This is a genomic window from Agrobacterium sp. DKPNP3 (assembly GCF_052686535.1).
Window position 1 is genome coordinate 1 of record NZ_JBQYSN010000145.1, and the last position, 7,750, is coordinate 7,750.

The 7,750-nt window shown below is 59.3% G+C and carries 9 protein-coding genes; 6 read left to right on the forward strand and 3 right to left on the reverse strand.

Features of this window, described 5'->3' with window-relative positions:
* From ACUTJJ_RS24050 to ACUTJJ_RS24060, 3 genes are all read left to right on the forward strand, one after another.
* On the forward strand, positions 1-229 hold a 229-nt coding region (locus ACUTJJ_RS24050; protein ID WP_445543667.1), incomplete at its 5' end, for an alpha/beta fold hydrolase.
* Positions 230-428: 199 nt separating this feature from the next.
* Complete coding sequence (gene cysE / locus ACUTJJ_RS24055; protein WP_445543668.1) at positions 429-1,253, forward strand: serine O-acetyltransferase; 825 nt, start codon at positions 429-431, stop codon at positions 1,251-1,253.
* 120 nt (positions 1,254-1,373) lie between these two features.
* Positions 1,374-1,577: a DUF3126 family protein gene (locus ACUTJJ_RS24060; RefSeq protein ID WP_063949122.1), complete on the forward strand. Its 204-nt coding sequence runs from the start codon at positions 1,374-1,376 to the stop codon at positions 1,575-1,577.
* Between the two features lie 56 nt (positions 1,578-1,633).
* Here ACUTJJ_RS24060 and ACUTJJ_RS24065 read toward each other — a convergent pair whose 3' ends face one another.
* Positions 1,634-2,974, reverse strand: a complete 1,341-nt coding sequence (locus ACUTJJ_RS24065; RefSeq protein WP_445543669.1) for a cytochrome P450 — start codon at positions 2,972-2,974, stop codon at positions 1,634-1,636.
* 163 nt (positions 2,975-3,137) lie between these two features.
* Between ACUTJJ_RS24065 and ACUTJJ_RS24070 the strand changes: the two genes are divergently transcribed.
* Positions 3,138-3,803, forward strand: coding sequence for a TetR/AcrR family transcriptional regulator (locus tag ACUTJJ_RS24070; RefSeq protein ID WP_445543670.1), 666 nt, complete (start codon positions 3,138-3,140; stop codon positions 3,801-3,803).
* A 94-nt stretch (positions 3,804-3,897) separates the two neighbouring features.
* Here ACUTJJ_RS24070 and fdhA read toward each other — a convergent pair whose 3' ends face one another.
* Together fdhA and ACUTJJ_RS24080 are read right to left on the reverse strand one after the other, a co-directional pair.
* On the reverse strand, positions 3,898-5,088 hold the full coding sequence (gene fdhA / locus ACUTJJ_RS24075) for a formaldehyde dehydrogenase, glutathione-independent (protein WP_063949124.1): 1,191 nt from the start codon (positions 5,086-5,088) through the stop codon (positions 3,898-3,900).
* A gap of 159 nt (positions 5,089-5,247) precedes the next feature.
* Complete coding sequence (locus ACUTJJ_RS24080; protein ID WP_209088342.1) at positions 5,248-6,120, reverse strand: ATP-binding protein; 873 nt, start codon at positions 6,118-6,120, stop codon at positions 5,248-5,250.
* 207 nt (positions 6,121-6,327) lie between these two features.
* Here ACUTJJ_RS24080 and yajC point away from each other — a divergent pair, with 207 nt between their 5' ends.
* Both yajC and ACUTJJ_RS24090 read left to right on the forward strand, forming a co-directional pair.
* The gene (gene yajC / locus ACUTJJ_RS24085) at positions 6,328-6,675 is read left to right on the forward strand and encodes a preprotein translocase subunit YajC (RefSeq protein ID WP_063948941.1); all 348 of its coding nucleotides are present in this window, start codon (positions 6,328-6,330) and stop codon (positions 6,673-6,675) included.
* 80 nt (positions 6,676-6,755) lie between these two features.
* Positions 6,756-7,750 (forward strand): SecDF P1 head subdomain-containing protein (locus tag ACUTJJ_RS24090; RefSeq protein WP_445543671.1); only part of this gene is annotated, 995 nt, incomplete at its 3' end.

Genomic DNA, 7,750 nt, shown 5'->3' on the forward strand with positions numbered 1-7,750 from the left:
CTGTATCGAGACATCGCGCGTTCTCGTCACGCGCGAGCAGGCGGCAAAGATCGACGCCCCGACGCTGATTGCGGTCGGAACGAAGGACGATATTGCCGGGTCCGGTCAGGAACTGGCCGCCGTCATGCCGCACGCACGCGCGATCGACATTCCCGGCCGCGACCACATGCTGGCCGTCGGCGACCGGGTGTTCAAGGCCGCGGTTTTGGAATTTTATCGCGGGCTTTGACCGGGTGATCTTACAGAAGAAGTGAGACCGGCTCTCCGTCAGGAGTTCCTGGATTGTTCGCACCGCCAAGAAATGGTTTTTCAAGCTGCATGAAGAAAAACTGAAGCCTTGCCGCCTTTAAAGTCGTCGTTCGAATCCCATTTCTAACGCACGCCTTTTTCTGTATAAAGAACGACCACTGCAAACGAGGAGACCATTCATGGTCGCACGTACCGAGGCCCGTCAGCCTGAACAGCTGGCGATAGTCGATCCGATCTGGGGCAGCCTGCTCAATGAAGCGCGCAGCGCCGCCGCTCAGGACCCGCTGCTTTCCGCTTTTCTCTATTCGACGATCCTCAATCACCGCTCGCTCGAGGAGTGTGTGATCTACCGTATCTGCGAACTCCTCGATCATCCCGATATGCAGGCCGTGCTTCTGCGCCAGACCTTCCAGGATATGCTGGACGACTGGCCGGAATGGGGCAGTGTGCTGCGCGTCGACATTCAGGCCGTTTACGACCGCGACCCGGCCTGCACGCGCTTCATGGAGCCGCTCCTCTATTTCAAGGGTTTTCAGGCGATCCAGACCCATCGGCTTGCCCACTGGCTGCTGCAGAAGGGGCGCAGGGATTTGGCCCTTTATCTGCAAAGCCGGTCATCCAGCATCTTCCAGACGGATATCAACCCGGCCGCGCGCATGGGCAAGGGCATCTTCCTCGATCACGCTACCGGCCTTGTGGTCGGTGAAACCGCCGTCATCGGCGACAACGTCTCCATCTTGCATGGCGTGACGCTGGGTGGCACCGGCAAGGAAGGGGCGGACCGCCACCCCAAGATTGGAAATGGCGTGATGATCGGGGCAGGGGCAAAAATTCTCGGCAATATCGAGATCGGCAATTGCTCGCGCATTGCGGCGGGTTCTGTCGTGCTGAAGCCTGTTCCGCCGAAGACCACGGTTGCCGGTGTGCCGGCGCGGGTGGTGGGAGAAGCAGGGTGTTCCGAACCCTCGCGTCTGATGGACCAGGTCATCGGGGCCGATATCTGAGAGGTGGTACATATTGCGCTCGTCCATGGGAAAGACATGGGTGACGTGCCGCTTTCACTTTACTTTCGCCTTTGTCCCATGCCAAAAGCGGGCCAACGCGAACCGCACAGGAGAAAACTGGTGAAAGCCGACGAACTCAAAAAACTCGACGCCTATTTCAAGCGCACCTTCAACGAAAAGATGATTGTCAAAGCGCGTCCCCGCAAGGACGATTCGGCTGAAGTGTATATGGGCGAAGAGTTTCTCGGCGTTGTCTACATCGACGACGAAGACGGCGACCGCTCCTATAACTTTTCCATGGCGATCCTCGACGTCGACCTCTGATCGTCACCATCCGGTGACGGATGAAGATTTGCACTGATCCTGTCGCCCGCGGTCGTTCACGCCGCGGGCGATTTGTTTTGTCTTGGCACGACTTGCATCATCAGCCGGTCTTCTGGCCGCAGGGTGACCCGCATCAGCGGCTCCATGGTTGCTGGCGTCTTGTTCCTGACGTGGGCGCCCTGCAAAAGGACCGCGAGGATGGCGACAGCTTCCATCATCGCAAAGGCATTGCCGATGCAAACGCGCGGACCGGCGCCGAAGGGCATGTAGGCATAGCGGTGGCGTTGCCTGACTTTTTCCGCCTCGAAGCGGGACGGATCGAAGCGGTCAGGCTCTTCCCACAGCGAGGCGTGCCTGTGGATGGCATATATCGGCACATAAAGAACAGTTCCGGCCGCAATATCATGTTCGCCGAGGCGGAAGTCCTGCAATGCCGTGCGTGTAATGATGGGAGCGGGGGGATAAAGTCGCATCGCCTCTGAAAATACCTGCCGCGTGTAGGTGAGTCCGGCGACATGGTCTGCCGTCACCGGCTGGCCGTCGGTGACGGCGTCAATTTCCGCGATCACCTTCGCTTCGATCTCCGGATGTCGCGACAGAAGGTAGAAGGTCCAGACAAGGCCAAGCGCCGTCGTCTCGTGACCGGCGGTGATGAACGTCAGCAGATTGTCGACGATTTCCGTATCGGTCATCATCCGACCGGTCTCAGGGTCTTTCGCCTCCAGAAGCATCGAAACGAGATCCGCCCTGTCGCCGGGATGTCGTCGCCGCTCGATAATTACCTTCACGAGGCTCGAGCGGAGATAGTCGACTGCCAGCCGCGCCTTGCGGCGACCGGGATGCGGCAGCCATTCCGGCACACCCAGCATGGCGAGCGCGATCGTCCAGCCCGTTGGCTTCAGATAGTCGGTGATGCTTTGTTCGACGCGGTGGATATCGACGTCATGCCCGCCGGACATCATGGTCTCGACGATCACGTCAAACGTGGTCATCATCATTTCATGGGCGATATCGATATGGCCGCCCGGCGCAGTGTTCCAGCGCTTCTGCGCGCGGCGAGCGGCGTCCACCATCGAGGGCAGGAGTTGCTGGAGTTTGTCGTGGCGGAAGGCCGCGGCGACGGACTGCCGCTGCCACTTCCAGTGATCGCCGTCGGCAGTTAAGAGACCTTGCCCAAGAGCCGGGCCCAGAGCTCGACGCACATCATCGCCCTTGGAGAGCAAATGGGCATTTTTAACCAGGGCTTCGTGGACAAGGACGGGATCTGCAAGATGGACCCGTATCCGGCCCGCAATCCGATTGAACACCGCTGGCTCCGTGAAAATCTCGGGCGGCAGTGCCTTTAACGGATTTTGTATGAGCGACAGCGCCAGGCGAGCAACGGCGATGTTGGACATAGAAGAGGTTTCGCTGGCTTGCGGCTTATTTTGGCGAAGGTCTTTCTCAGGCACGTTTCGGCCCTCCATATCGCGATGACGGCAAAAATGGTTTTTAAGGTGTATACCTTATTTTAGTGATTTAAGGTGTACGCCTTATTTTTCAATGGTCGAGTTTTCAGTCGTGAAAAAAAACATCAGCAGGCAATCAACGGACCGTCCAATACCAACGCGCGAACGGATTCTTACAGCCGCGCTCGCTCTGTTCAATGAGCGTGGGCCCGATCACGTCACGACGGCAGACATTGCAGGCGCGGTCGGCATCAATGAAGGCAATCTCTATTACCATTTCCGCACCAAGGAAGCGCTTGTCCTTGCGCTCTTCTCGCGGTTCGAGGCCGATGCCGTGGCTGTGGTCGCGGATGTTGACAGCGCGAATGAGAAGGCGGCGGCGACCTATGCCGGTTTTCTGCGGCTCTGGTTTTCGCTCGTATGGGATTATCGTTTCCTGTTTCGCGACCTTGTCGGCCTCGTCTCTTTGGCTCCGGCGCTTGTCGAGCCCGTGCGAGCGATCAGCGCGACCATGCGCCTTGCCGTTGGCGATATCGTCTCGCGTATGGAAAAAGCGGGTCTGGCCGCAATTCCACAAGAAGAAAGGCCAGCCGTTCTGACAAATCTCTGGATCGTCTCGACCTATTGGGCGGCCTATCTCAACCTTCAGGAAGGTGTTACCGAGTTCGGACCGCAGCAGTTGGACTGGGGATTGCAGCAGGTCTCAAGCCTGTTCAGACCCTATCTCTCCGTGGAGGCGAAAAACGAGTTGGAGGCACTGCTGGTGGGGGAGCCATAGTTTCACCCGACAGTCAAATAGCCTGAAAATAAAACGCCCGCGACGATATCCGTCGCGGGCGCTTCTACCCGTCACCCGTTTGCGGGCAAAGTCGTCAGGCCGCCTTCAGCAGATCGCCATGTGGATCAAGCACAAACTTGGTGGCAGCGCCCTGGTCAAAGCTTTCATACCCCTGAACGGCATCATCAAGCGCAATGATCTTGGCGTTGACGATGTCTGCAATCGGCAAGCGGTCGTGCAGGATTGCCTGCATGAGCTGGCGATTGTATTTCAGCACCGGTGTCTGGCCGGTGTGGAAGGATTGCGCCTTTGCCCAACCGAGGCCGAAGCGTAGCGACAGGCTGCCCTGCTTGGCGGCATCGTCCACCGCGCCGGGATCCTCCGTTACATAAAGGCCGGGAATGCCGATGGAACCGGCGGCGCGGGTAATTTCCATCATCTGGTTGAGAACGATGGCCGGCTGTTCACCGCCTGCATGGCCGCGTGCTTCAAAGCCGACCGCGTCGATGGCGCTGTCCACCTCGTTGGTGCCGACGATGTCGGCGATCATGTCGCCCAGCCGGTCGCCCTTAGAGAGATCGACGGGTTCGAAGCCGACTTTCGCAGCGTGGGCAAGACGATCCTTGTTGAAATCGCCGATCATGACCACGGCAGCGCCGAGAATGCGGGCGGAAGCGGCCGCAGCAAGACCGACCGGGCCTGCACCGGCAACATACACGGTGGAGCCAACACCGACGCCCGCCTTGACCGCGCCGTGGAAGCCGGTCGGCAGAATATCCGAGAGCATGGTCAGGTCGCGGATCTTCGACATCGCCCTGTCGCGATCCGGGAATTTCAGCAGGTTGAAGTCGGCATAGGGGATCGTCACATATTTCGCCTGGCCACCGATCCAGCCGCCCATATCGACATAACCGTAGGCGCCGCCGGCACGGGAGGGGTTCACCGTCAGGCAGACGCCGGTATCCTGCGACTTGCAGCAGCGGCAACGGCCGCAGGCCACGTTGAACGGCACGGAAACGATGTCGCCAACCTGCAGCATCTCGACGTCGATGCCCTTCTCGATGACTTCGCCGGTGATTTCGTGACCAAGAACGAGGCCCGGCATCGCCGTGGTGCGGCCGCGCACCATGTGCTGGTCGGAGCCGCAGATATTGGTGGAAATAACCTTGAGAATGACGCCGTGCTCGATCCGGCGGCCATCCGGCGCCTCAAGCTTCGGGTCGTCGATGTCGCGGACCTCGACCTGACCCGGCCGCATGTAGACGACGCCTCTGTTCCTGCTCATATCCATCTCCTCCATGGTTGAACGCCGTGCCTTTCCGCTCCTCCGCGGGCAGGTCACTTCATGGGCGCAGCAAACCATGAGAGGGGAGATGTGGCCTTCGGGAATACGACACGCGGTGTGGTCGTAACGACACCGCGTGTGGCAGACGTCGCAGCGGCGTTATCTGTCGAGAGGCTTCCTAAGGCGACCGGCGGCGTCCTGGATATATTGCCACGCGACACGGCCCGAGCGTCCGCCTCGGGTCGTTGCCCATTCCAGAGCCTCGTGATGCAGCGTTTCGCGGTCGAGACCCAGATCGAAATGGGCGGCATAGCTGTCAATCATCGTCAGATAGTCTTCCTGGCCGCATTTATGGAAGCCGAGCCAGAGGCCGAAGCGATCGGAAAGAGAGACTTTTTCCTCGACCGCCTCCGAAGGATTGATCGCGGTGGACTGCTCGTTCTCCATCATGTGGCGGGGCAGGAGATGGCGGCGGTTGGAGGTCGCATAGAAAAGGACATTGTCGGGCCGTCCTTCGATACCGCCATCGAGCGCTGCCTTCAGCGATTTATAGGCGGTGTCGTCATGGTCGAAGGAAAGGTCGTCGCAGAAAACGATAACCCGCTCGCCCGAAGCCTTGAGGATATCGAGCAGGATGGGCAGGGTATGGATATCCTCGCGGTGGACTTCCACCAGCTTCAGCGAAACACCACTCGCTGCGCGCACATCTTCGTGAACGGCCTTCACAAGCGAAGACTTGCCCATGCCACGCGCGCCCCACAGCAGCACATTGTTGGCCGCAAATCCCTCCGCAAAACGCAGCGTGTTTTCATGCAGGATGTCGCGAACGTGATCGACGCCGCGGATGAGCTTCAGCGCGATGCGGTTGGGGCGGGGAACGGGCTGCAGGAATGCGTTCGTGGGTACCCAAACGAAACAATCGGCCGCATTCCAGTCATTTACGGCCGGCGCCGGACCAGCCAGCCTCTCCACCGCGAGGGTGAGCCGGCGCAGTTCTGAAAGGAGCAGGGAAGCCGTTTCTTCGCGAATCATGGTGTTTATTCCGCTTGTCTGATGTTCAAAACGCTGATTTGCGACCGGCCTAGCATGGTGTTTCGGACGCATAAAGGTTAAGAGGTCCGGAATCGGTACGGCGAGGGCCCTGCATCTGTTGCAATCCCGGCGTTCCCAACTATATTCCGGCGGCTTGAAAAGCCGGGGCGGCACGCGAGGTCGTGCCGCAATTGCGAGGAGTTTTATATGTTCATTAGTCAAGCTTTTGCCCAGGATGCAGCGGGCGGCGCATCGGCCTTCGGTTCCGGCCTTGAGATGCTGTTCCTGTTTGCGCCGCTCATGGTGGTCTGGTACTTTTTCCTGATCCGTCCGCAGCGGGCGCAGATGAAGAAGCGTCAGGAGACGCTGACCAACATTCGTCGTGGCGATCAGGTTGTTTTGGGCGGTGGCATCGTTGGCAAGGTAACCAAGGTCATCGATGACAGTGAACTGGAAGTCGAAATCGCCGATGGCGTGAAAATCCGCGCGGCACGGGCGTATATTGCCGAAGTGCGCGTGAAGGGCGAAGTGGTCAAGACGGAAGCCGCTTCCTGATCCTGCCGGACAACCGAATGCCCGATTGCGAATTTTGACGGGTTGCGCCAGGCGCGACCCCAACCCTGACCGAGATCGAAATGCTTCATTTTTCCCGTTGGAAAACAGTCTTCATCTGGCTGCTTGTGCTGGCAAGCGTCGTCATCGCCTCTCCCAACCTGTTTACGGACAAGCAGCTGGAGGGCATGCCTGCCTGGTACAAGGACAACAAGGTAACGCTCGGTCTCGACCTTCAGGGCGGTTCGCACATCATGCTCAAGATCGAGCGTTCCGACATCGTCAAGGAACGGCTTGAAACGATCGTCGGCGATGTCCGCACCCAGCTGCGCGATGCCAACATCAAATATTCCGGGCTGACCGGCAATGGCCAGCAGATTCAGGTTCGCATCAGCGATCCGGCCCAGGTTGAAGCTGCCAAGAACGCGCTGCGTGACCTGACCCAGCCTGTCTCCGCCGGCACACTGGTCGGTGGTTCCATCACCGAAGTCACGATGAACGACGGCGGCGACAATCTGCTGCGTCTCAATCTGACGGATGAGGGCATCGATTACCGTCTGTCATCAGCGGTTTCGCAATCCATCGAAGTCGTGCGTCGTCGCGTTGACGAAGTCGGCACCACCGAGCCGCTCATCCAGCGCCAGGGCTCCGACCGCATCATCGTGCAGGTGCCGGGCCTTCAGGACCCGCAGCGCCTGAAGTCCCTCCTCAACCAGACGGCAAAGCTCTCCTTCCGCATGGTCGATACTTCCATGCCGGTACAGGAAGCCATGAACGGCCGTCCGCCGGCGACGTCGGAAGTTCTCTATTCGCAGGACGATCCGCCGGTTCCTTATCTCGTCGAGCGTCGTGCACTCGTATCCGGCGACAATCTCGTCGACGCGCAGGCAAGCTTCAACCAGCAAACCAACGAACCCGTCGTGACGTTCCGCTTCGACAGCCGCGGCGCGCAGCGCTTTGCGCAGGCGACGCAGCAGAATGTCGGCAAACCCTTCGCCATCGTGCTCGATAATCAGGTGATCTCCGCACCTGTCATCCGTGAGCCGATCATCGGCGGTTCGGGACAAATCTCCGGTAA

Excerpts from the sequence above, each read along its gene's own strand:
- ACUTJJ_RS24065 (WP_445543669.1), bottom strand. The coding sequence starts at position 2,974 with ATGTCCAACATCGCCGTTGCTCGCCTGGCGCTGTCGCTCATACAAAAT.
- ACUTJJ_RS24080 (WP_209088342.1), bottom strand. The coding sequence starts at position 6,120 with ATGATTCGCGAAGAAACGGCTTCCCTGCTCCTTTCAGAACTGCGCCGG.
- yajC (WP_063948941.1), top strand. The coding sequence starts at position 6,328 with ATGTTCATTAGTCAAGCTTTTGCCCAGGATGCAGCGGGCGGCGCATCG.
- cysE (WP_445543668.1), top strand. The coding sequence starts at position 429 with ATGGTCGCACGTACCGAGGCCCGTCAGCCTGAACAGCTGGCGATAGTC.
- fdhA (WP_063949124.1), bottom strand. The coding sequence starts at position 5,088 with ATGAGCAGGAACAGAGGCGTCGTCTACATGCGGCCGGGTCAGGTCGAG.